A 235-nucleotide genomic window follows, 5' to 3' on the forward strand; every position below is an offset into this window, starting at 1 on the left:
GTATTATATGAGCATGAAAAAGTGCAAGAAGTGGTGACGATTGGAGTTCCCGATCCGTACAGGGGAGAGACAGTTAAAGCATTTGTTGTGTTAAAAGAAGGTGCGGAGTGTTCTGAGGAAGAATTAAACCAGTTTGCGCGTAAATATTTAGCGGCTTATAAAGTGCCGAAAGTATATGAGTTTAGAGATGAACTGCCGAAAACGACAGTCGGAAAAATTTTACGCCGTGTCCTAA

General features: G+C 41.3%; 1 protein-coding gene. It reads left to right on the forward strand.

Annotated features, from left to right (window positions below; genetic code table 11):
- On the forward strand, positions 1-235 hold a 235-nt coding region (locus tag JDS92_RS30510), incomplete at both ends, for an AMP-binding enzyme (RefSeq protein ID WP_472926315.1).

Source organism: Bacillus cereus group sp. N12 (assembly GCF_016483575.1).
Classification (GTDB): domain Bacteria; phylum Bacillota; class Bacilli; order Bacillales; family Bacillaceae_G; genus Bacillus_A; species Bacillus_A toyonensis.